This window comes from Nonlabens arenilitoris (assembly GCF_002954765.1).
GTDB classification, from domain to species: domain Bacteria; phylum Bacteroidota; class Bacteroidia; order Flavobacteriales; family Flavobacteriaceae; genus Nonlabens; species Nonlabens arenilitoris.
Map to the genome: position 1 here is coordinate 1,856,215 of NZ_MTPW01000001.1, position 23,512 is coordinate 1,879,726.

A 23,512-nucleotide genomic window follows, 5' to 3' on the forward strand; every position below is an offset into this window, starting at 1 on the left:
TCTAAGTTTCAGTACTTTTCAATTATTTCCATCTAATAACACAAAATTCCGCTGTAATTTCCGCTGAAATGTTATCTTTACGATGATGGAAGAGCCGAAAATAAGATATTTTTTAGAACCCAATCGAGGTAAAGTCAAAACTAAGCGAACAATAATGGCTGAAGTAAATTACCGCTATGCTGTAATTTCTAGAAACGGTAAAAAATCTTATAAACCGTTTCGCATTTCCCTAAAAAAGTCCATTAAGCCAGAACAATTTGGAATTGAGGACGACAATTTCAAACACGATGAAGCTATTTTTTCTAAATCTCAAAGAAATAATAGTACCATAAGACGTGCAATGAATAAACTGGAAGATGCAATTGATGAAGTCTATAAAGAGTATGACCGAAAAGGTGAAATACCCAACCCTAGAGAATTTAAAGAGCAAGTAGAAATTCAGTTAGGAAGGAAGGCAAGTATCATACAAGAGCAACCTACTATTTTAGAGTATTTGTATTCTAGGATTGATAAGGATGAGGAAAACCTTCGCAGAGGTGTTCAAAAGAAAAGAAAAAAGAGTACCATAAAAACGTACAATACACTAGCTCGTGATTTAGAGAATTATCATTTAGCAACTGGAAACTCTTTAAGATTTGAAACATTTACAAACGATACTTTTTGGAATTTTTTTGACATATTGGATGACATCCTCAAAGGCAAATACAACATCCAAAATCCTAACCAACCAAGAAAGCAGATAGTAAAGGAATACGGTTTTTTGAAAAATTCTTTACGTAAAAAGCAAACGTCATTCCTTAGTTTGTTTAAAGAAGCTTTAGAAAAAGGTATAACATCTGACTTTAATCCTAATCAAAAGAGTTTATTAGTTGAACGTTCTGAAAGCTCTAAAGACCTTTACATCAAAGAAAATGAGCTTCAATCTATTATAGAAGCTAATGTTTCTCACGATACAGCATTGCTAAACGCAAAGGAGTATATTTTGATTGCTTCACTAACGGCATCCAGAAATGAAACGATGAACGACCTACATAAAGAGGCAATTCAAACTTATGTCTCAGACGAAATTTCATTCGATTATTTTCATAGTAAACATAACAAGACAGGTACAGAATGTTTTATCCCTATTCTAAAGCCTATTGCAGAGATTATAAAAAATCATAATGGCACTTTTCCAAAATTCTATGCGAATGCAAATATCAATTCTAACTTGAAAGAATTGTTTGAGGTTATAGGGCTAGAACGAGAAATAACCATAAAATCTGACACATACCGAAATGGTTTGTTCAAAGAGAAAAAGAAACTCTTTGAAGCAATCTCAACTCACGATGCGAAAAAGACTTTTACGTCAATACTAGCTAATTATCAAATTCCAGAAAATATTGTCTCAAACGTTACGCATCCAGATAAACCATCTAAAAACAGAATGTTTGACACATATAACAAACAAACTATGCTTGATAAGGCAAAACAATTTGCAAAAGAGATTAACAAAATAAATTCCGATATATTTAAACTTTAAAACGGCTTCAAGCCTAAAATTATGAATAAAAAATACTTAGAAGCCTACAATAAAGTTTCAGAACTTGTAGATGATTTTGAGACTGGTTACAGTCATTACAAAGACCCTAGTTATAGTGAGACAAGAGTTAGGGAAGATTTTATAAATAAATTTTTTATTGCTCTTGGTTGGGATGTTACTCACGAATATCAAAAAAATCCATACAAACAGGAAGTTAAACTGGAACAAACCCAAAAGCAGGAAGGTAGTAAGAATAAAAAATTTGCAGACTATGCTTTTTACCTTGCACCAGACTTTAAAAATCCTGCATTTTTCGTTGAAGCAAAAAAACCTGCTGTATTATTAGAAGACCATACAGGTTACTATTTACAAACTCACAAATACGGGTGGAACTCAGATACACCATTAGCAATTTTAACCGACTTTGAGGAGTTCATCGTAATAGATTGTAGGTCTAAACCACATCCAAAATTTTCAGCAAATACCGCTGTTAGAAAATATACTTTTAGACAATATAAAGACGATGAAACATTTAGAGAACTCTATTACCTTTTTAGTCGTGAAGCTGTCGCAGAAGGCTCTTTAACTCATTTTGTAGAGACGCAAATACCAAAGACCAAACTAAAAGCACGCCAACTAAAAATGTTTGGTGGTGGTTACAAATCTGTAGATGATGATTTTTTAGAATACATTGATTCATTACGTCTTGAACTTGCAAGAGGATTCTATGCAAAGGATAATGAGCTTACACATCAACAACTTACAGAAGCTACGCAAAAAACGATTGATAGACTTGTATTTATTCGTTTTCTTGAAGATAAGCAAATTGAATTTGAGGAGTACATAAACGAATTGAAAGATTGGAAGGAGTTTGTACAGCTTTCAAAAATGTTTGACGGAAAATATAACGGTATTGTTTTCAAAGAAAGTTTCATAGATAAACCTTCGTTTGGTGGTATTGATAAGGGTTTGTTTCAAGACTTATGTTATGACATATCATCTAAAGAATCACCCTACAACTTTAATTCTATTCCTGTTCATATTCTGGGGAGCATTTACGAACGCTTTTTAGGTAAAGTAGTAAGTATTGAGAATGGTAAAGTAGATATCGTACAAAAACCAGAAGTAAGGAAGGCAGGTGGCGTGTTCTACACACCAAAATATATTGTAGATTATATTATTGATAAGAGTGTAGGTAAGTTAATTAAAGGAAAGACCCCAAAGGAAATTGACAAGCTATCGTTTGCAGACATTTCTTGTGGTAGTGGTAGTTTCCTTATTGGTGTATATGAGTATCTTATCGACTATCACAAAAATTACTATGTTGACAAACTAGAAGGGAAAACCGAAATAGATGGTAGAAGTGAAGATTTAGGCAATGCGATGTTTGATGAGGGTATTTGGGTGTTAACCTTAAAAAGAAAGCAGGAAATCCTTTTAAATTGCGTGTACGGTGTTGATATAGATAATCAAGCTGTAGAGGTTTCTCAGTTATCCTTATTTCTTAAACTTTTGGAAGATGAAAGTTTTGGTAGCACAACAAAATCTGGACAGGTAACGGCTTTTAGTAAAGTATTACCAGACCTTACTCAAAACATACGTTCTGGAAACTCTTTAGTTGGTTGGGATATTACAGAAAATGAAGACCTCACTGTAGAAGACCAAAAAGCAATCAACCCTTTTGACTATCAATCTGCATTTCCAAAAGTTTTTGCATCTGGTGGTTTTGATACTATAGTTGGAAATCCACCGTACGTGAAGGAATATACAAACAGGGAAGTTTTCGAAGTTGTAAAACAATCTTATTTAAAAGAATACTATCAAGGAAAAATGGATTTATGGTATTTCTTTGTTTGTAATGGTTTAGACTTGATGAAACCAGATGGAATATTAGGCTACATAATACCTAACAACTGGACAACTAATTCAGGTGCTTCCATTATGCGGAATAAGATTGTAACGGATAGTCAGATAGTGGAAATGATTGATTTTGGAAGTTATATGGTTTTCGAATCTGCATCCATCCAAACGATGATAATTTTACTGAATCATTCTAAAAAAAGCAAAACATATAGCTTGGATTATCTAAAATTATTAGAAGATAGTAACACTAAAGAGAATGCCATTTCATTGTTACAAAGAGAAGCACACTCAAACAATTTTATTCTCAAACCGAAATTTGATAGAAGGAAATTTATTGACGATTATATTTTATTTGGTGAAAAGGATGTAAACAAAGTTTTAAACAATATCAAAAGAGCATCAAACTTTGAGTTAGACGCTAGAAAAGAAGTAGCACAAGGAATAGTTACACCACAAGATGCCGTCAATAAAAAATCCTCTGAAAAACTAGGTATTCTAAAAGGAACAGGAATTTTTGTTTTAAACACCAAAGAGCTAGATGATTTAGAATTAGATGACAAAGAGAAGCAATTGATTAAGCCATTATTTTACTCTAATCAAATTGAAAAGTATTATCTCAATAAAGAAAATACACATTGGATAATTTACACTTCAAGTGCTTATAAAGAGAAAAATTCTTTGGACAACTATCCAAATATTAAAATGCATTTGGACAGATTTCAACCTGTCATAACATCGTCCAATAAACCTTATGGACTGCATCGAGCAAGAAAAGAAGATTTTTTCAAGGGTGAAAAAATAATTTCGCTAAGAAAATGTAGTGAACATCCAACTTTTTCATTAACAGAGATTGATTCTTATGTGTTACAATCTTATTACCTTATCAAGTCAAAGCGAATTAACTTGAAGTATCTCACAGGTTTACTAAATTCAAGACTTGTTAAATTTTGGTTGCTTCACAAAGGGAAAATGCAAGGTTCAAATTTTCAAGTGGATAAAGAACCACTATTAAACATTCCAATAGTAAAACCTAAAAAGGATTTTATTAAGTCGGTTGCAGCTTATGTTGAAGATGTTATCCAAACGAAGGAGCAAAGGGAATCGGCTACTATTTCATCAGACATAGATTTTTACGATAGAAAAATCAAAAATCTGGAAAACCAGATAGACCAATTAGTCTATGAAATCTATGACTTAGAACCAGACGATATCGCAATCGTTCAGAGAGTTTAATATTAAACGGTTGGACTAAAAAAACTGCTAACGTCCACTTCAAGGGCGTTAGCAATTTTTTTAAGAGTTAAGATGGTTGCGTTTTGTCTTCCATTCTCTATTGCAGACAAATTAGGCTTGTCCATATCAATTATAGCACAGACATCCATTTGAGACATTTCTTTTTCTCGTCTTAATCTGGCAATATTCTGACCTACCTTTTCTAAATAGTTTTTATCTGAATTTTTCACCACCGTAAAGTGCGTATTACATCTTTACATAGGGTTATGATATATAATAACCATTTTTTATATTTGTAAAAAACACTATAAATGAATTTTGAACAAAAATTTGGACACGGTAAAAAATACGAATTTCGTCCTGCTCCAAAAGTAGGAGAGTTAAATTCTCTTACTGATGAGGAGATTCAAAAGGTCAAAGACTATATGCGCACAAAAAAAGAAATAGGTGCAAATAAATATCAATATACAAACGATGAAAATCAGTTTATTGAAAAATATATGCAAGATGAAAAGCTTAGTTTCAACAAATCAAAATCCCGTGGTAGTGGATGGATGAAATTTTTCATTATTGTTGGAGGAATAGCAGGTTTATTTCTAGTAGCTCATTATTTTGATAGTACTATGTACGAGGATGATATCTTTGATAATGGTAAGGACAAATCAGAATGGGGATTAGCAGATTGGAAGGCTAAAGCAGACTTTGAAGCTGAAAAATTCTACAAGTGTGCTAAAGATTACGATTACTCGCAAAACTCGGGATATGAGTATTGCTCAAAGGATTATCAACGAGCGTGGATTTTTTATAGAGATTATCTTAACAACCGTGCTAATTTACCTACTAGCGAAATATCCCAGTTAAAAGACTATTGGAATACAGTAAGCGAAAAGACAGTCGAGAGAATTTCTAGTCAAATAGACCGCAATGAAAATTCTAGAAGGAATAAGAAATACTAATCTGAATCGGTCATATCAATCATAACAAAAATTGCTTTTCCCGTATCCCATAAAATCTGAACAGAGTTTATAAATACACAGATAAGAATCACCTCTAAACCAAAGTCAAAATATTTTGCGTACTCTAGTTTTTCGGTTATCTGGCTGTCAATGATTATTAGCAAGGCAATTGCAACAACTATCAAAATAATTTGCTCTTTCAATGAATCCAGAAGTGATTTAGAAATAGGTTTTAAGTCCAGATGAGGGTTTTCTTTTTTTATATCCTGCATTTTGGACACTACCAAACCAGAAGTAGCGGTATTGATAGCTAAAAGGGTTAATTGAACAGTTATAAGATTATCTAAGAGATAATTAACTAGATAGTCATTAGCTAAGAAAAATGATAGCAGATTTATTATCAGACCTAAGACTAGGTATAGGGCAATATCTTTTATTTGGTCTAACATTCTCTATTCTACAATATCTTTCCAAACCTTTATGATTTGTTCTGGTGAGCCTTTGAGTTGAAGCTCATTGATTTTTTTGGTTTTAGCCATATTTTTCGTCTTGATTCTACTTTTTAAGCCTAATACTTTCATAGTGATGTTTCCTCCACCTTCACTAGAGTAGCTAACCAGTCCCTCAACTTGCTTATTCTTTTTATCAATATTCTCTAAAACACCTTGTTCGGGAGCGGAGAGTTTCACGTGTGTTTTATGACTATTAGTATTCTGGATGAGTGGTTTTAATGTAGCCTTAATTGATTGTGAAATTCTAGACATATTAGGCTTTATGATTTCAAAATCAATTAGCTTAATACGCCCTTCATACTTATTAGCCACATTCCAAAACTTGTTTTCCTCAAAAATTTGCTCTAGCTCAATACTTAGGCTATTTTGATTAAGATACTTGTTGAAAATTTTCAATATTGCATTTTTGGTAACGGTGGTTGTGCTAAATGCTTCTGTATTATGGCTAATACCTATTTTCTGTACATCGTCATTTAAGTTAATTGCTAAATAAACATAAGGTTCAGTATTTTCTATTATCTCTTTAAAATCTTTGTAAATGATAGTTTTCTTTGGGTTTGCTATCCTAAATAGGAAACTATCATCCTCCTGACTAAATAATTCTAGCGGAACGCCAGTATTTAGATTTTGTAAATCCTTTACAAAATCATTAAACACTTCATTTTTCTTGTTTACTAAATCTTCATAGGTGATTTGTTCACCAAAAAGAGAGGTCTGTTTTGTAGTAATTGGTAAAAGATGAAATCTAAAAATATCGAACTTTAATGCTTTATCCATAATGTAAAATTATTGTATAAAGATAGACAGAATAAAATAAGATGTACTATGTATCAATTTAAGACTACAATTATAACGTGATACATTTTGACATCTAAGAAAACGCTATTATTAAACTTTATAGTGTACTAAATAAAACCACCCTAAATTTGGCACATTAAATTAAACCTGGTATATTTGTATCAAAGTAATTTAGTTATGAAGGCACGCTATAATCGCATAAGTACAGCAAATCAAAATTTAGAACGTCAATTAGCAAAACAAGCTAAAGGTGAAACCATCTACAACGATGTTATTAGTGGGTCGGTACTTTTCAATAAAAGACCAAAAGGTCAGGAACTTACAGAAGATATTAAATCTGGAAAAATAACTTACGTATCTGTTTCTAGTATTGATAGACTTGGTAGAAATCTCATAGATATATTACAAACGGTTCAATTTTTTACTGATAATGGTGTTAATCTAATGGTCGATAATCTGGGTATTACTAGCCTCATTGATGGAAAACCGAACAGCACCTTCAATCTCATAATAAGTGTTATGGGTAATGTAGCACAGATGGAACGTGAGACTTTACTTGAACGTCAGCGTGAAGGTATTGCAATCGCAAAAGCAAAAGGTACTTACAAAGGTCGTGTTCGTGGTTCTGTTGAAGCTAAAGAAGATTTTTTATCTAAATATCCAGATGTAATTAAATCTTTAAAAAAGGGTAATTCTCTTAGAGACACAGCTAAAATTTCTGAATGTTCACTAGGAACAGTACAAAAGGTTAAACAGTATTTAAAAACTGCTTAACCTATCTGCTCTATTCTTTTCCTAATAGCTTCAATCTCTTTACGCAGTTGGAGCTTTTTTAGTTCATTCTGGATATTAGCTTTCTTCTCTGGACTATCCGAAAGCGATAACTCTTTTTGCTTTAATTGTATTTTTTCATCTATTTCCATTTTTAAAAATTTTAGTGAACGGGTCTGATTGAATCACTTATATTGCTATTAATATCAAGGAATTTGATAAAATATAGTCCCATCTATACCCGTACAGTAACGTACATTTAGGTACAAAAAATTGTAAAAAAATTTTTCTTTCATTCTGACCGTTACTTATTGGCAATCTTTTTTCCTGTTTGTAAGAGAGGTTATCTCTGGTGCAATTGTAGGTTGAAGTAGGCAGTCCTTACCTTATCATAATTTTTATGTTTATCCCATAGAGTTAATAATGATTCAAGCTCAAACAATAGGTTTAATTGATTGGTGTCGTTTAAAAAGTTGTACTCTCTTAAAAGAACCTCTTTTGAGGTATCAGCATCAGATTCATAATTTATCAGCACAAATTCTTTAAGTAGAAAATGCAATCTTGGGTTATTTTCTAGTGTTTCCATAGTTTTAATTTTTTATTTCTATTATTTTATTACCCTCTTTGGTGATATAATTTTTCCAGCCTTCAAGGTCATATACAGGTACTTCTTTGTACCCTACTTTAGAGAATCCTAGTCTTAAATTCTCAATCAGTTTTCTTTTTGTTTTACAGTTGGTAAATGAATGTACGTGGGTCTTGTCAGTCTTCAAACCTTTTTCAATAGTGTAGTAAAATTCCAAATCGTTTAATCCTGTCCTATCGCACACCCAATTCATAACCGTTTCAACATCTTTATTGGTGTAATCATTATTGAAGGTTACTGTTAAAGCATAATAAGGTTGTTTTTGTTTTCTTTGCCTTTTAAATAATGGCAAAGCCAAATGATGTACAAGCCATTGACCTTCACTATCCTTTTCTATTCTATTATTAAACTTACCAGAATCCTTTAACTGTTTAATCTTGGTTCTAACATATCTAGAGGTAATTTTATACATTTTACTTATTTCGTGTACTCTGTAATATTCCTTTTCCATTTCTCTTTGTTATATAGTGAAACCATAAGCCAGTAAGTTTAAAACCCTGCTTTGATTCCTTATTTTTAAATAAATAGTACGAGGGAAATAAAAAAACCCATCAGAAACTATTTTTTATTAAAGAATGGACAATTTGAATGAATAAGTCAATAGGTAAACTTCAACACTTTCCAAATTGCAACAGAAAAAACTTGAGGTCAAAGGTTTTTTTATATATAATTGCTTTAGGACGATAAATAAGGGATGCACAGGTAATAACCCGAAATATTTACTCCTCTAGGTCTGTGCAAAAAGTAATCAAGTAGTACAATGGAAAAGTTACTAACCTCTAAAGAGGTGAAAGAGCTTTTGGGTATTAAAAGCGATACTACCCTAATAAGAATGGAGCATGAAGGGTATATCAAGTACAAGATGAGAATAGGAAACCGAAAGAGGTATTGTCCTGTACATATCCGACAAAAGCTAGGTCAATAAAGTCAAGGAGCGGGCTGCTCCTTTTCTTTTAGACCTATATTCCGCTGTAAAAAACGCTGTTAAAAAATAAAACCCTTGCAATCTATTGACTACAAGGGAATTACATTTTTAAAAGTGGTACCTCCAGGAATCGAACCAGGGACACATGGATTTTCAGTCCATTGCTCTACCAACTGAGCTAAGGTACCTTTTGCTCTAAAGCGGTGGCAAATTTACATAATTTTATTTTTGTCAAAAGCTTTTTGCTATTTATTTTTAGTTTTTTTTAATTCTACTTAATTATTTCCAATATTCGTTCTAATGCCATACCTCTAGATCCTTTTATGAGCATTACAGATTCTTGCGTTTTGTCCATTTTAAATTGTTTAATAAAGCTCTCGAGGTTCTCAAATAATTGAGCTTGCTCACACTTTACCTTTGAAAACGCTTGGCCAATTAAGTATGTTTGGTCTATTTGAAGTTGTTGTGTTAATTCAGCAATATTTTGATGTTCTTTGGTTGTGTATTTTCCCAATTCAAACATATCGCCCAGAATGGCTATTTTCTGATTTTCTGATTGTTTGCTTAGGTTTTTTAAAGCAACAACCATACTGCTAGGGTTTGCGTTGTAAGCGTCTAAAATGATTTTTAAGTGCCCTGTCTGAATAACCTGTGATCGATTGTTTGTAGGACTGTATTGAGATATACCTTTTATAATTTTAGCTGTGCTCATATTGAAAACTTGTCCTACAGCAGCAGCGAGTAGTATATTGTGATAATTGTATTCACCTACTAATTGTGTGTCGCATTGTAGGTCTTCAAATTCTAGACTGATGTAGGGTTCAGCTTTGATAAGCTTACTATCGCTACTTGTTAAAAAGCGCTCAATTCCATAAGATCTTTTTAATTGTTCTTTGTCCCAGTGACCTACAATCGCTGTTTTATTATGGATTCTTAAATGGTCAAATAACTCACTTTTTCCTTTTATTATATTTTCTTCACTTCCAAATCCTTCTAAGTGAGCTTTTCCATAATTTGTAATCAGTCCATAATCGGGTAGAGCGATGCTGGAAAGTAATTTTATTTCTTTCAAATGATTAGCGCCCATTTCAACAATTCCTATCTCTGTAGAGCTATCAAAGCTTAAAAGAGTTAATGGTACGCCTATATGATTATTTAAATTACCTGCCGTTCCTTTAACATTGAATTGTTGACTTAGAACGGATAGTGTTAATTCTTTAGTCGTGGTTTTCCCATTGCTTCCTGTTAATGAGATGATGGGTATATTTAATTTTTTCTGTGAAAGGTTGCTAGATCTTGTAGATTTTTTAAAGTGTCCTCTACTACAGTAACTCTAGGGTTTTTGTCCCATTTGTGATCGTTAGATATTGCATGAAGAGCACCTTTATCTAGTGCCTGTTCTATGTATTGATTACCATTAAAATTTTCTCCAATTAACGCATAAAATATCTGACCTTTTTTTATTCTTCTAGTGTCAGTCTGTATGCCATTGCTGCTTAAAAATAATTGATATAATTCTTCCATAAAATAGCTGCATAAAAAAGCCCTTAAAAATAAGGGCTTCTTTTTAAATTAATAAAGAGTCACAAGAATTAATTGCGAGGTCTTTTGTTTTTCTTAGACTTAGATCCAACACGAGACATCGCACAACGGAAACCAAGATCATCTTTAGCCATGTCCTGTGGATAGAATCTACGAGACGCTGGGTCTAACCAGTAAGCTCTATCTCTCCAAGATCCACCTTTGATAACACGTACTTCGTTATCAATTAGAGTTGTTCTAGTGTTTTCTTGATCGTATTGTCTATCAAGAGTTCCTAATGAATCTGATTCTACAGTGTGAAGTGGAGAGTCATACATTCTTTTGTTGTCTGCTAGTTGATCAGTGTTGTCAAAATATTTAGAAGAACGACGATCACCATCACGGAAGTCGCGGTTATCACTTCTGTCAAAGTTAGTTCTTAAATAAGTCTCGTTTTCATCAACTTCTACTTGTTGAATCTCACCAGGTAATGCACGTGCAATCGTCTTACCATTACTTAAGGTATCGTATACTATAGAATCAGCTTCTACAACAGCAATCATTCCATCAGCACCTATTTTGTTTTTTGTGTATTGGTTACCACGATAGTAGTTAAAGTCGTTAAATTCATCATCAACGATAGGACGGTAAACGTCAGCTACCCATTCAGATACGTTACCAGCCATGTCGTAAACACCAAAGTCGTTAGGCTCATAAGACATAACCTCTGCAGTGATATCAGCTCCGTCATCACTCCATCCAGCTATACCACCATAATCTCCATCACCTTGCTTAAAGTTAGCCATGTGATCTCCACGTGTTTGACGCTTACCACTACGTGTGTATTGTCCATCCCATGGATATTTTTTTCTACCGCGATATGCGTTATATTCTCTTTGAGAAACTTCAGCAAGTGCTGCATATTCCCATTCTGCTTCAGTCGGTAGTCTATATCCAGGTAAGATGATACCGTCTTTACGAGTTACATATAATCCGGATGCCTCGCCACCGCCGTCACCTTGCTTTGCAGCTTTTTGTGTTTTTCTTTTTTCTAGAGATTCACTTCTTTTTCCACCACGCGTTTTCTCATCGTCTCCACCGTAAGCTAGAGTAGGTGCGTTTAGATAAGTCTCAGTGCTGAATGTTGAGCCAGCCTCTTGATTTGCAAGTGCATCTTTAGCAGTATAGCCTTCTTGATTAAGAATTAATTCATTTACACGGTCTGTTCTCCATTCAGAGAATTCAACTGCCTGGATCCATGTAACACCTACCACAGGATAATTTTGGTATGCTGGGTGACGTAAGTAGTTCTTAGTCATTTCTTCATTAAATCCTAGTCGGTTTCTCCATACCAGAGTGTCAGGCACTGCACCATTATAGATGTTACGATATTCTTCATCTTCAGGTGGAAAAACTCCTTTAATCCAATCCAGCATTTCTAAATACATACCGTTAGTAACCTCAGTTTCATCAATGTAGAAAGACTGAACGTGTTGCTGGTTAGGAGTGTTGTTCCAGTCATGCATCGGGTCATCTTTAACGCGACCCATTGTAAATGTTCCACCTTCAACAAATACTAATCCTGGTCCAGTTTCCTGCTCCTTATATTTAGTATTTAATTCAAAACCACCGTTTTTACCGGTAACGTCCCATCCAGTTCCTCGAGATGTGCTAGAATAATCGTTTCCACCACCACCACAGCTCACTAGTGCCACACCAGCGATTAGTGTAAATACTGCTTTTAATGCAAAGTACTTCTTCATTTTAAGATATTATTTTGAAAAATGTCTCGCAATATAACAACTTCGGCGAAAACCAAAAGCATAAATTGTTAATATTCCCATTACATTTGTCGTTCCATGGTTTTAAACGAGCTTGAATCCTCTTTATTACATGAGTGTTCACATTATTTTTAAGTTTTTATTTTTTATACTAGAATTTATAAACAGACGTTATCGGTTTGATGAGATATATTTATTTACTTATTTTTAGTTTACCTTTTTTCTTAATGGCTCAAGGCCAAAGAGAAGAGTTGAAATGGCAGACTGCTGTTAATCAGTCCATAGGTGATTATAATGTCTTAATACCTTATTTTGAAAACGGTTATCAATTTAATGGGAACCAAATTTGGTTCTCCAAATCGATAGAAACGACTTCAATGGTCGATGAGTCTAGTTTAGTATTAGAAAATCTGCAAACTGAGGTCATTACTAATAGTGAATTAGCAAGTCTGGACAAAGAATATATTGTAAATGGATTGCAGTATAATTTGAAGAATGCGCTTTCGCGAAAGCGAAACTATGCACAGATTAGAGTTTCTCCTATTTATAAAGACGGAAACGAGTATCGTAGGGTTTTATCTTTTACTCCAGTATTTACGGATGGAATTCCAATATTTACTACTAAATCAACTAATTATGGTAATTCTTTACTTACTTCAGGCGATTGGTACCGATTTAAAGTAGAGAATACTGGAGTGCACAGAATAACGAGATCATTTTTAAGTAATTTAGGAATGGATATCAGTAACGTAGATCCTCGTAATATTAAGATTTATGGTAATGGTGGTCCATCGCTTCCGTTGGTTAATTCGCAAACGATAGCCTATGATCCAGCAGAGATTGCTATTAAGATAAACGGTGAAGCAGATGGAAGTTTTGATGCTGGAGATGAGATTTTATTCTATGCTACGGCCGCAAATACAGAGTATGTTCAAGAAAATGATAGTCATATTAATCCATATACCGATGATTCTTTTTATTACATCACTGTAAGTACGGGAAATGGGAAACGTATTTTACCCTTTGTACAGCCGGTAGGAACGCCAGCTGTTACATATGACTATTTTCATGCAAGACAGCACCACGAAATAGATGAAAGAAACATAGGTCAAATAGGTAGAATATGGTATGGTGAGCGATTTGATTTTGAACCAGAACAAACCTTTGAATTTGAATTTGAGAATGTAATTGCAACTAGGCCTTCAAGGTTAAAAGTGGTTACTGGTGCTATATCAGATATAGATAGTTCTTTTAATTGTGAAGTTAACGGTGTTAGTGCAGGAGCTATAACTCATTTCGGTCTAGCAGGAGCTAATACGGTGGTTTCTAGAAGAGGACAATTGATTGCAAATAACCTTACAATTTCTACTGATGACGTTGATGTGAAAATTATTTTTAATAATTCTGGAAATCCTGGTGCTGAAGGTTATCTAGATTATATTGAGCTAGAGGTACCTCAATTTCTAGTAGGGATAAATGAGTCATATAGATTTAGAAATACTGATGCCGCCTTGCAACCTGGAGTTGTGAGGTTTCAGTTTTCGAGCTCTAGTGATATTTCTGAGGTATGGAATGTCACAGATCCTTATAACGTCACAACGGTACTTAATAATGCCGGTGATGCTAATTTCTCATTTGTAGATAATGGTGGTGAGGTTAAAGAATATCTAGCTGTGGATGCAAGCAATGTGTTCAATCCGATTGCCGTTTCTAATAGACGTGTTGCAAATCAAAATTTAAAAGGAACCATCTTTTTAAATAGTGCAGGTAGTTTTGTAGATGTAGATTATCTGATTATTACACCAGATTTTTTAAAATCTGAAGCTCAACGCCTAGCAAATTACCATATCACGAGTTCTAACCTGAATACTAAAGTGGTAACTCTTCAAGAGATATATAATGAGTTTTCTGAAGGTGAACAAGATATAGCGGCCATCAGAAATTTTGTAAAATATGTTTATGATAATGCTTCGACGCCTGCAAATAGAGTCAAGTACTTAAACATGTTTGGTGATGCAAGTTTTGATTATAAAGACCGTATATCTGTTAGAGAAAATATTGTTCCTTCATTTCTAACAGCTGAGGCCACGTCGCTTACACAGTCTTATGTGACAGATGACTTTTTTACATACATGAATCCTAATGAAGGAAATGTAGCTACTAATAACTTGATGGACCTAGCGGTAGGACGTATGATTGTTACTGATATCACTCAGGCAAGGGAAATGGTTGATAAAGTAATAAGCTATACTGCACAACCAGCTTTTGAAAGATGGCGTAATGATGTGGTGTTGATAGGAGATGATATTGATGATCCGCAAACGGATAGTAATCTTCAGGTAAATGTTAATGATCTGGCAGATCAAATAGAACTGAATAGGCCTGATTATAACGTGCGTAAAATTATCATGGACAGTTATCAGCAGTTAAGTACGGCGGGAGGATTTAGGTATCCTGATGTTGTCGATGATGTAAAAAATGCTTTTGAGCGAGGTTCATTAGTTATTAATTATTTTGGTCATGGAAATGAAGATGGGCTTGCTCAAGAATTTATTATTACACAATCATCTGTTGAGAATCTACGTAATCCAAATAATTTACCACTATTCATAACGGTGACATGTGAATTTACAAGATTTGATAATCCTTTAAGACCAAGTGGCGGCGAAAAAGTATTTCTCAATCCAGATGGCGGTGCTATAGGTTTAGTAGCAACTAACCGTTTGATATTTATTTCTACAGGAGTGACTTTAAATCGTACTCTTGATCAGTATCTATTCTCATATAATAATGCGCAAGCAATATCAATGGCTGAATCCCTAAGACTTGCAAAAGTAGATCAAGCGCTAAATAACGACGCGACTAGAAGGGTTGTTGCGTTTATAGGTGATCCAGCTTTAAAACTTGCTATACCAGATCCACGTGTTGTGTTAACTGCTGTGAATGGAAATCCTATTGCGGTAAATACTGATGTTTTAAGGGCTCTAGATCCTGTAGTGTTGAGTGGTGAGGTGCAAGATTTACAGGGTAATTTAATACCTAATTATAATGGTCAGGTCTCAGTAACTGTTTTTGATAAAGAAATTGATCGTACAACCTTGGGGAATGATAATGCTAGGGATACAAACGGTCAATTAATTCTATTAGACTTTAAGCAGCAAGGCGAGGTTCTTTTTAGAGGTCAGGCTACAGTTACTAATGGTTTGTTTGATGTTAACTTTATAATGCCTTTAGATACTCAAGTTCCAATTGGTAATGGAAGAATTTCTTTCTATGCAAAAAGAGATGGTGTACAGGAAGATAAAAACGGCTATAATTTAGATGTGCGCATCGGTGGTGTAAATACTGCTGCGCCAGCTGATGATATAGGGCCAGAAATTGATCTTTACATGAATGACATTAATTTTGTAAATGGTGGAATTACAGATGAGAATCCATTTATTCTTGCTTTTTTGAGTGATGATAATGGTATAAACACAGCTAGTGGTATAGGTCACGATATTACAGCAACATTAGATGGTAATGATGTAGATCCGTTTATTCTCAATGACTATTATGAGGCAGATGTTGATAATTTTGCTCGGGGACAGGTTTATTTTCCTCTTAGAGATTTAGAGCCTGGATTACATACCTTAAAGTTAAAGGCTTGGGATACTTATAATAATTCAGCAGAGCAAGAGATTCAGTTTGTAGTAGCAGAAAACGATAACATAAAACTAGAACGCGTTCTTAATTATCCTAATCCGTTTACTACCTATACAGAGTTTTGGTTCAACCATAATCGACCATTTGAACCGTTAGACGTTCAAGTGCAGGTCATGACTATTTCTGGAAAAGTGGTGTGGAGTAAAAATCAGTCTGTAACAACTACTGGATTTACATCTAGAGAAATCACTTGGGATGGTACAGATGATTTTGGTCAGCGATTAGGAAAAGGTGTTTATATTTATAAGATAACTGTAAAATCTACGTTATCTAACCAGCAAACGAGTAAGGTAGAAAAACTAGTCATTCTATAAACTCGTAGGTTTAACATATATTTGTTTCAGATTAATAAGCATTGATGAAAAAAGTTTTTTTAGTATTTATCGCTTTGATTTTAGCGGTTCCTAGCATAAGTAACGCTCAAGATAACGATACAAGGGTGATAACCACCGCATTACCATTTTTAAGAATTGCAGGAGATGCACGTGCTGCTGGTTTAGGTGACATGGGTGTTGCTACCAGTCCAGACGCTTGGTCTCAACAATGGAATCCTTCCAAATATGCATTTGGGTTACGTGAACATAAATTTGGTGTAGCTTATACTCCATATTTAGGTAATCTTGTAAATGACATAGCAATTGCACAGCTGGTATATGCAAATCGTATTAATGATAATAGTGCCTTTGCTGGAAGTTTGAGATATTTCAGTCTAGGAAGTATTACTTTAAGACAAGATCAAAATGATCCTGGTCGTGAGGAAAGCCCTAATGAATTTATCTTAGATGGAACTTATTCATTAAAACTGTCAGAGCAATTTGCACTTGCCGTAACAGGTCGCTTTTTACGTAGTGATTTAAGAATACAAGGTGTAGATAGTGACGCTAGCGCAGCAAATAGTTTTGGAGTAGATATATCTGGTTATTATCAATCAGAAGAATTAGCTCTTGCAGATTTTAATGGTCGCTGGAGAGGTGGATTTAATATCTCTAATATAGGTCCTAAAGTATCATATGATGAAGGTGGTCAAGAGAATTTCATTCCTACTAATCTTGCATTAGGTGGTGGATTTGATTTTATACTTAATGATGGTTTTAGTAAGATAGGTGTCACTGCCGAGGTGAATAAACTTCTTGTGCCTACGCCACCGATAAGAGAAGATGGAGATGAAAATAATAATGGAGTCTCTAGAGAGATTATATCAGGTCAAGATGATGATGTCACTTTTATCAACGGTATATTCCAATCCTTTGGTGATGCGCCTGGAGGATTCAGTGAAGAACTAAGAGAATTTACTTGGGCATTAAGTGCAGAGTATACTTATGATGATAGTTTTGCATTACGTGCTGGATATTTTAATGAAGCAGATGACAAAGGAGCTCGTAAATTTCTTGCTATGGGAGCTGGATTTGAATTTTCTTCTATAGGAATCGATCTATCCTATTTATTCTCAACCAGTCGTGTAAGAAGTCCTTTAGAAGGTACACTTAGATTTGGCTTGACCTTCAATTTTGGAGACGAGTATACAGAATACTAGATCGCTTGAAAAAGATAGAAATACATACCACGCTAGAAGCTTATGATGATATGTCTGAGCTTGATGGCAACGTGCATTCATTAATGCAACAATCCATAACTGCACGTCACAATGCATATGCGCCATATTCAAATTTTACAGTTGGCTGTGCAATTCTCTTAGAGAATGGTGAAGTCATAACTGGTAACAATCAAGAAAATGCAGCCTACCCGTCTGGATTATGTGCAGAGCGTGTGGCTATCTATTCAGCAGGAGCGAAATTCCCTGGAGTGGCAATAAAAATGATGGCGCTAACAGCTAGTCCAGTAGATGATTCACTTACTATTCCAGTACCGCCATGTGGAGCTTGTAGACAGGCAATTGCAGAGTATGAGAATAGACAGCAAGATCCTATTCCTATTTATTTTATGGGAGCTTCAGGTACCGTTGTTAAGTCAGATTCACTAAAAGATTTACTGCCATTGATCTTTGATAAGAGCTATCTATAACGTTTTCGGACATTTTTAACCCTTCAATAGGTTTTTCATTACCCTTTTTTGGTCTATTTTTGCTTTCAGCTGTGAAAGTTAAGTAGTACTATTGTTGTATTAATTCGCTTTCGCGAAAGCGCACTTAAAACAACCACTTAAATGAAAAAAGTCACTAAAGACGTACTTCTCAATTGGTATGAGGAGATGCTTTTCTGGAGAAAGTTTGAAGATAAACTAGCACAAGTTTACATACAACAGAAAGTTCGTGGATTCCTTCACCTGTATAATGGACAAGAAGCAATTCTTGCCGGTTCTCTACACGCGATGGACCTTACTAAGGATAAAATGATTACAGCATATCGTAATCACGTGCAACCTATAGGTATGGGAGTAGATCCTAAAAGAGTCATGGCAGAGCTTTATGGAAAAGCAACAGGAACATCTCAAGGTTTAGGTGGATCTATGCATATTTTTTCAAAAGAACACCGTTTCTATGGTGGTCATGGTATTGTAGGAGGACAAATTCCTCTAGGTGCTGGAATTGCTTTTGGAGATAAATATCATAACGTTGATGCTGTTACCTTAACCTTTTTTGGAGATGGAGCAGCCCGTCAAGGTTCCTTACATGAGGCATTCAATCTGGCTATGTTGTGGAATTTACCAGTAGTTTTCTGTGTTGAAAATAATGGATATGCGATGGGAACTAGTGTAGAAAGAACTGCAAATCATACTGATATTTGGAAATTAGGATTAGGTTATGAAATGCCATGTGGTCCTGTGGATGCAATGGATCCAGAAAAAGTTGCAGAGGCTATGTCTGAAGCAATAGAAAGAGCTCGATCAGGTGGTGGACCGACTTTCCTAGAATTAAAGACCTATAGATATAGAGGTCACTCTATGAGTGACGCGCAACACTATCGTACTAAAGACGAAGTAGCAGAATATCAAAAAATAGATCCTATTACTCAAGTCAAAGATCGTTTAATGAAAGATCACGGTGTGAGTGAAGATGACATTAAAGTAATAGATAAGAGAGTGAAAGCACGTGTTGCAGAATGCGAGAAATTTGCAGAAGATTCTCCTTATCCAGAAAAGAGCGTTATGTACGACGCTGTTTATGAGCAAGAAGATTATCCATTTTTACCAGCAAAATCATAATTCATGGCAGAGATTGTAAACATGCCACGATTGAGCGACACCATGGAAGAAGGTGTGGTTGCAGCGTGGTTGAAAAACGTAGGAGATAAGGTTGAAGAAGGTGATATCCTTGCCGAAATTGAAACAGATAAAGCAACTATGGAATTTGAATCATTCCAGAGCGGTGTCTTGTTGCATATTGGTGTTCAAGAAGGAGAAACAGCTCCTGTAGACCAGTTATTATGTATCATTGGTGAAGAAGGAGAGGATATATCTGATCTTTTAAATGGCGATAGTAGTAACTCTAGTAATAGTGAAGAAGTAAGTTTAGAAAAGGAAGAGTCTAGTGATACTTCTAGTAATAATGCTTCTAATACTGAAATGCCTGAAGGTGTTATTATAGTAACTATGCCACGTCTTAGTGATACAATGGAAGAAGGTACTGTCGCCTCTTGGTTAAAATCAGAAGGTGACGCTGTTGAAGAAGGCGACATTCTTGCTGAAATTGAGACCGATAAAGCTACTATGGAGTTTGAGTCATTTAATTCAGGTACTTTACTTAAAATAGGTATTCAAGAAGGAGAAACAGCAAAGGTTGATGCGTTATTAGCAATCATAGGTCCTGCTGGTACAGATGTCTCTGGTATTGATATGGATGAAAATGCTAAGGCACCAGCTCCAAAAAAGGAAACTAAGAAAGAAGAAGCTCTAAAATCTGAAGCGAAAAAAGAGGCAGCGCCAGCTGCATCTCATTCAAGTTCAACTACGAGTTCAAGTTCAAATTCTTCAGGTAGAATATTTGCTTCACCACTTGCTAAGAAAATGGCACAAGATAAGGGAATCGACTTAAGTCAAGTTTCTGGATCAGGTGAAAATGGACGTATTGTTAAAAGTGATATAGAGAACTTTAAGCCTAGTGCAGGTGGAAATGCAGCAGCAAGTTCATTTGTAGCAGTAGGTACTGAGACTTTTGAAGAAATTCCTAATTCTCAAATGCGTAAAACAATTGCTAAGCGTTTAGGCGAGTCTAAGTTTACAGCGCCACATTACTATCTAGGTTTAGATCTAGATATGGATAATGCAATTGCAAGTAGAAAAGCTATTAATGAATTGCCAGATACAAAAATAAGCTTTAACGATATGGTAATTAAAGCGGCAGCAATGGCGTTAAGATTACATCCTAAAGTAAATACACAGTGGACAGATAAGAATACCATCGTGGCAAAGCATATCCATGTAGGTGTTGCCGTAGCTGTTGATGATGGACTTCTAGTGCCAGTATTACCATTTGCAGATCAGATGAGTATGCAACAAATAGGGGCAAAAGTGAGAGAATTAGCAGGTAAGGCTCGTAATAAAAAATTACAGCCAGATGAAATGCAAGGTAGTACGTTTACCATCTCTAATTTGGGAATGTTTGGTATTACAGAGTTTACTTCGATCATTAATCAACCTAATAGTGCGATCATGTCGGTAGGCGCAATCGTCCAAAAGCCAGTCGTGAAGAATGGTCAGATCGTAGTAGGTAACGTGATGAAAATTACACTGGCTTGTGATCATAGAACAGTAGATGGTGCAACAGGTGCAGCATTTTTACAGACTTTTAAATCATATATAGAAAACCCTATAGTAATGTATGTATAACATTATTAAATTCTAACTTAGAAAGCCGAATCATAGATTCGGCTTTTTTTATGTTTGAACTCAAAGTGATTAGATTTAAAAAATGTTCTGAAAACGGGAAGCTCAGATATCAAAATCCCTATATTTAAACTTTAAAATTATACCATGAAGAGAATCTTATTTACACTTACCGTAGCCGTTTTAATAGCTAGTTGTGGTAGTCAAAGCACTAAGGTGGCTAAGCTAGAGAAGGTAACAGGTACCATGTCTAACGTCTTACCTAAAGTTATAATACCCAAAGCAAATTCATCTCAAATTGCAGCAGATGTTGCTTTTCTAGCTAGTGATGATTTACAAGGTAGAGATACAGGATCAGAAGGGATTCTAGAAGCAGCAAAATATTTGCAAAATAGACTGCATGAAATAGGATTGCAACCTTATAAAGGTGACTTCTTTGATGATTTTGACGCAAAAGGCGCCAAAGCGTTTAATGTGGTAGGTATGTTGCCAGGTACAGATGGTGTTTTAAAAGATGAAATAGTTGTAATTGGTGCACACTACGATCATATTGGTTTTATGAAAGCGGTAGCAGGCGATAGTCTTGCAAATGGCGCAAATGATAATGCTACAGGAACTGCGAGCGTTCTTGCCATTGCTCAAGCATTAAGGCAAATAGACTTTAATAGAAGAACGGTTGTTTTTGCATTATTCTCAGCAGAAGAGAAAGGACTTTTAGGCTCTAAGCATCTAGCAAAACGTATGAAAGCCGAAAAAGAAAATGTAGTAGCCATGCTCAACTTTGAGATGATTGGTACACCTATGGTAGGTCGTGAGTATATAGCTTACATCACTGGACATGATAAGTCTAATATGGCTAGCGTTTTTAATAAAGCAAATACGAGTCGATTAGTAACTGGTAAGTTAGATAAAGCGGTAGAGTATAATCTATTCATGCGATCAGATAATTATCCATTTTTTAATGAATTTCAGGTGCCTGCACAAACTTTCAGTACGTTTGACTTTACTAATTTTAAATACTATCACCAGCCAGGTGATGAAGTATCAGAGGTAAACGCTCCACATATGGCTGCTGTAGTTGACGCAGTAATGCCTGGTATCATGGCGGTGGTAAATGATGAACGTCTTAAAATGATGGCAAATGAATAAAAATATTGTCATCACAGGTACCAGTCGCGGTATAGGATTTGAACTAGCACAATTGTTAGCTGGTGCTGGGCATCAGGTAATTACGCTTTCGCGAAAAACAAGTTCCATAGAGGCCTTAGAACGCAATAGTATCATGTCTTTATCTTGTGATCTAACAAGTGAAGAAAGTATTACCGAATCTGCAAAAGCCATTCTAGCAAATTGGGATCACATAGATATCTTGATTCATAATGCAGGTATGCTTGTGAATAAATCCTTTGAAGAATTAACTCCATTAGATTTTCAGAACTGTTATGCAGTGAATGTTTTTGGAGTAGCATCATTAACGCAAAAGTTATTGCCTGTATTGACTAAGGAATCTCATGTTGTTGCTATTAGTTCCATGGGTGGAATTCAAGGTAGTGCAAAGTTTCCTGGTCTTGCCGCTTATTCAAGTGCAAAAGCCGCCGTAATCACTCTTTTTGAACTTCTTGCCGAAGAATATAAAGAAAACGGACCATCATTTAATACACTTGCTCTAGGAGCAGTTCAAACGGAGATGCTAGAAGAAGCGTTCCCAGGTTACAAAGCACCACTCACAGCCTCAGAAATGGCAGACTATATCATGAACTTTGCACTAACAGGAAACAAGTTTTATAATGGTAAAGTAATGCAAGTAAGTGCGAGTACGCCTTAGGAATATCGAATTCAGATTAACGATTTTTGATTGTAGAATCTAGTTTTTACTTTCTACCAACGTAAATGCTAATCCCATGTCAGTTCGAGCGACAGTCGAGAACGGTTTAAGCTGTTATGATCAAAACTGTCAGTCTGAGCTTGTCGAAGACTTGTTGTTTATTAAGTATGTGTGACAAATAACTATAGAATAAATAAAAATTCAATTCTCAATCTTGTTGGGCTAAAGATCACTTTGATTACAGCCTATTTTGGATTAAAACACCTAGGATTAACCTTTGTATTTATAATTCCGGTGCTTTTTGTGTTCTTTATTTTTGTGAATTATGTTCAGTCTGAAAGAATTGATAAATAAATATTTTAACGAGATTTCTGGTTAAAGCAAAACTCCTGAAAATACTTATTTAGTTGTTAAGTCTGATAAAATATTATTTTACACTTGAGAATAGTAAACTTCTTTATTAGGGTACTTTTATGAACATACATAATCTTGCATCACAAGCGTCTCCACATAAAACTACCAGTCGATTACCAAGTGATTTTATTTCTGGTACAGAATATGTAATTTATTTTGTAATAATAGTAATTATCGCCTTTGCGATATATGGGAATTGGAAGATGAGAAATGATAAGAAACGGGATAATTAATTACCACATTGCCAAATTTGCACAC

Annotated in this window: 21 protein-coding genes and 1 tRNA gene; 12 read left to right on the forward strand and 10 right to left on the reverse strand. The window is 34.8% G+C overall.

What is annotated here, in order from left to right:
• Nucleotides 1-85: 85 nt before the first annotated feature.
• A complete protein-coding gene (locus BST92_RS08205; RefSeq protein ID WP_105071016.1) occupies nt 86-1,522 on the forward strand; it encodes a site-specific integrase in 1,437 nt (478 codons plus the stop codon).
• A gap of 21 nt (nt 1,523-1,543) precedes the next feature.
• Nucleotides 1,544-4,618, forward strand: a complete 3,075-nt coding sequence (locus BST92_RS08210) for an Eco57I restriction-modification methylase domain-containing protein (protein WP_105071017.1) — start codon at nt 1,544-1,546, stop codon at nt 4,616-4,618.
• 2 nt (nt 4,619-4,620) lie between these two features.
• Here the strand turns inward: BST92_RS08210 and BST92_RS08215 are convergent, their stop codons facing one another.
• Nucleotides 4,621-4,848, reverse strand: coding sequence for a helix-turn-helix domain-containing protein (locus tag BST92_RS08215; protein ID WP_105071018.1), 228 nt, complete (start codon nt 4,846-4,848; stop codon nt 4,621-4,623).
• An 81-nt stretch (nt 4,849-4,929) separates the two neighbouring features.
• Here BST92_RS08215 and BST92_RS08220 point away from each other — a divergent pair, with 81 nt between their 5' ends.
• Nucleotides 4,930-5,574: a hypothetical protein gene (locus BST92_RS08220; protein ID WP_105071019.1), complete on the forward strand. Its 645-nt coding sequence runs from the start codon at nt 4,930-4,932 to the stop codon at nt 5,572-5,574.
• Here BST92_RS08220 and BST92_RS08225 read toward each other — a convergent pair.
• Entirely contained in the window at nt 5,571-6,023 is a 453-nt protein-coding gene (locus BST92_RS08225; RefSeq protein WP_105071020.1) for a hypothetical protein, read from the reverse strand. The two genes, BST92_RS08220 and BST92_RS08225, sit on opposite strands and share 4 nt — an antisense overlap.
• 3 nt (nt 6,024-6,026) lie before the next feature.
• Complete coding sequence (locus BST92_RS08230; protein WP_105071021.1) at nt 6,027-6,863, reverse strand: hypothetical protein; 837 nt, start codon at nt 6,861-6,863, stop codon at nt 6,027-6,029.
• A gap of 177 nt (nt 6,864-7,040) precedes the next feature.
• On the opposite strand from BST92_RS08230, the gene BST92_RS08235 reads away from it, so the two are divergent.
• On the forward strand, nt 7,041-7,658 hold the full coding sequence (locus BST92_RS08235) for a recombinase family protein (RefSeq protein ID WP_245910888.1): 618 nt from the start codon (nt 7,041-7,043) through the stop codon (nt 7,656-7,658).
• Here the strand turns inward: BST92_RS08235 and BST92_RS15000 are convergent.
• The 7 genes from BST92_RS15000 to gldJ form a co-directional block, all read right to left on the reverse strand.
• The gene (locus BST92_RS15000) at nt 7,655-7,807 is read right to left on the reverse strand and encodes a hypothetical protein (protein ID WP_170061724.1); all 153 of its coding nucleotides are present in this window, start codon (nt 7,805-7,807) and stop codon (nt 7,655-7,657) included. The two genes, BST92_RS08235 and BST92_RS15000, sit on opposite strands and share 4 nt — an antisense overlap.
• Before the next feature lie 191 nt (nt 7,808-7,998).
• On the reverse strand, nt 7,999-8,241 hold the full coding sequence (locus tag BST92_RS08240; RefSeq protein WP_105071023.1) for a hypothetical protein: 243 nt from the start codon (nt 8,239-8,241) through the stop codon (nt 7,999-8,001).
• Between the two features lie 4 nt (nt 8,242-8,245).
• Entirely contained in the window at nt 8,246-8,752 is a 507-nt protein-coding gene (locus BST92_RS08245; protein WP_105071024.1) for a hypothetical protein, read from the reverse strand.
• 589 nt (nt 8,753-9,341) lie between these two features.
• Nucleotides 9,342-9,414 (reverse strand) — tRNA-Phe (locus BST92_RS08250).
• A gap of 83 nt (nt 9,415-9,497) precedes the next feature.
• Nucleotides 9,498-10,490 (reverse strand): UDP-N-acetylmuramoyl-tripeptide--D-alanyl-D-alanine ligase, encoded by a 993-nt coding sequence (locus tag BST92_RS08255; protein WP_342747887.1) that lies wholly within the window; start codon nt 10,488-10,490, stop codon nt 9,498-9,500.
• A 2-nt stretch (nt 10,491-10,492) separates the two neighbouring features.
• The gene (locus tag BST92_RS15435; protein ID WP_342747849.1) at nt 10,493-10,750 is read right to left on the reverse strand and encodes a Mur ligase domain-containing protein; all 258 of its coding nucleotides are present in this window, start codon (nt 10,748-10,750) and stop codon (nt 10,493-10,495) included.
• A 68-nt stretch (nt 10,751-10,818) separates the two neighbouring features.
• The gene (gldJ, locus tag BST92_RS08260) at nt 10,819-12,510 is read right to left on the reverse strand and encodes a gliding motility lipoprotein GldJ (protein ID WP_105071025.1); all 1,692 of its coding nucleotides are present in this window, start codon (nt 12,508-12,510) and stop codon (nt 10,819-10,821) included.
• A 200-nt stretch (nt 12,511-12,710) separates the two neighbouring features.
• Between gldJ and porU the strand changes: the two genes are divergently transcribed.
• The 8 genes from porU (at nt 12,711) to BST92_RS15005 (ending at nt 23,487) form a co-directional block, all read left to right on the forward strand.
• Nucleotides 12,711-16,547, forward strand: a complete 3,837-nt coding sequence (gene porU / locus BST92_RS08265; RefSeq protein ID WP_483870025.1) for a type IX secretion system sortase PorU — start codon at nt 12,711-12,713, stop codon at nt 16,545-16,547.
• Between the two features lie 44 nt (nt 16,548-16,591).
• Nucleotides 16,592-17,767, forward strand: a complete 1,176-nt coding sequence (gene porV / locus BST92_RS08270) for a type IX secretion system outer membrane channel protein PorV (protein ID WP_105071027.1) — start codon at nt 16,592-16,594, stop codon at nt 17,765-17,767.
• 5 nt (nt 17,768-17,772) lie between these two features.
• Nucleotides 17,773-18,255, forward strand: coding sequence for a cytidine deaminase (cdd, locus tag BST92_RS08275; RefSeq protein ID WP_105071028.1), 483 nt, complete (start codon nt 17,773-17,775; stop codon nt 18,253-18,255).
• Between the two features lie 141 nt (nt 18,256-18,396).
• Nucleotides 18,397-19,395 (forward strand): pyruvate dehydrogenase (acetyl-transferring) E1 component subunit alpha, encoded by a 999-nt coding sequence (gene pdhA, locus BST92_RS08280; RefSeq protein ID WP_105071029.1) that lies wholly within the window; start codon nt 18,397-18,399, stop codon nt 19,393-19,395.
• Nucleotides 19,396-19,398: 3 nt separating this feature from the next.
• Nucleotides 19,399-21,018 carry a pyruvate dehydrogenase complex dihydrolipoamide acetyltransferase gene (locus BST92_RS08285; protein ID WP_105071030.1) on the forward strand — a complete coding sequence of 540 codons (1,620 nt, stop codon included), beginning with the start codon at nt 19,399-19,401 and terminating at the stop codon, nt 21,016-21,018.
• 144 nt (nt 21,019-21,162) lie between these two features.
• Nucleotides 21,163-22,164, forward strand: a complete 1,002-nt coding sequence (locus BST92_RS08290) for a M20/M25/M40 family metallo-hydrolase (RefSeq protein WP_105071031.1) — start codon at nt 21,163-21,165, stop codon at nt 22,162-22,164.
• Complete coding sequence (locus BST92_RS08295) at nt 22,157-22,840, forward strand: SDR family NAD(P)-dependent oxidoreductase (RefSeq protein ID WP_105071032.1); 684 nt, start codon at nt 22,157-22,159, stop codon at nt 22,838-22,840. Before BST92_RS08290 ends, BST92_RS08295 begins: the two co-directional genes overlap by 8 nt.
• Nucleotides 22,841-23,313: 473 nt before the next feature.
• A complete protein-coding gene (locus BST92_RS15005) occupies nt 23,314-23,487 on the forward strand; it encodes a hypothetical protein (RefSeq protein ID WP_170061725.1) in 174 nt (57 codons plus the stop codon).
• The last annotated feature ends 25 nt before the right edge of the window (nt 23,488-23,512 follow it).